The sequence below is a fragment of the Oleiphilus sp. HI0067 genome (assembly GCF_001635735.1).
Map to the genome: position 1 here is coordinate 1 of NZ_LWFI01001125.1, position 875 is coordinate 875.

The window sequence follows — 875 nt, forward strand, 5'->3', positions numbered from 1 at the left end:
TATCAACTGGTCCAACAAATGAAATTTGCAAACACCTCACCGGCACAGGTTGTGACAATTGCTTGCGCATTGATTCAAAGACCAATGCCGCAACGATTCCGCCGAACCCAGCTCTTCCTTGCATCCAATCTGGAATCAACTCTACAACGCTAGGTTCTTTATTTATCTGCGCCAAATACTTATCAAAATTCACCGACATACCTCTTATGGTTTCTTGACAGAGAAACGCATCTTAAACACTTATACCTAGGGCGCAAATATACGCACTGAAAAAGCCCGTTTCATAAATGGACTAAGTCAGAAAGTGGCACATATTTAGTGAACGACAATAACGCCGGCATGCAGAATTTATGTACGACTACCACTTAGTAACTAAAATCGTGGATATAGGAGAAACACTCCATAGCGCCGGTTGCCCGCCCTACAAGCTTGAAAAGTATGTTGAGCACTACGCGAGGAATAGGGGCATTGCAGTTACCATAATGGCATATGCGAACTTCATTAATTTTCAATTTCATGATGAAACGAATAGCGTCATCATGAAACGTCTAAAAACTCCGACTCTCGAGTTCACGCTCGTTGCACAAACAATAAACCGGATTGTGCGCGATGATGAATCCATTCTAATTGACAGCAAACCGCCCGGCAGATTTATGGAGTTTTTGTCATGCGTACTTGTACCACCTGCCTACCTGTTACTCGTTGGTAGCTCTTTAGAAGCACTAGCATTCAGCCCTCTTTTTGGCATAGTTGTATGGCTGTGCATGCAAGAGCTAACAGGCAGGCGCGCCGTCGCCATTGAGTTTTTCTCAACATTTTTCGTCGCAATCATCGCCGAGTATCTTAACTCTATTGGCTTTCATATCTCGGTCTGG

Annotated in this window: 2 protein-coding genes; one reads left to right on the forward strand and one right to left on the reverse strand. The window is 43.9% G+C overall.

Annotated features, from left to right (window positions below):
- Positions 1-199 (reverse strand): acyl-CoA thioesterase domain-containing protein (locus A3739_RS16355; protein ID WP_197472372.1); only part of this gene is annotated, 199 nt, incomplete at its 3' end.
- 151 nt (positions 200-350) lie between these two features.
- On the opposite strand from A3739_RS16355, the gene A3739_RS16360 reads away from it, so the two are divergent.
- The coding region (locus A3739_RS16360; RefSeq protein ID WP_197472373.1) for a threonine/serine exporter family protein at positions 351-875 on the forward strand (525 nt) is incomplete at its 3' end.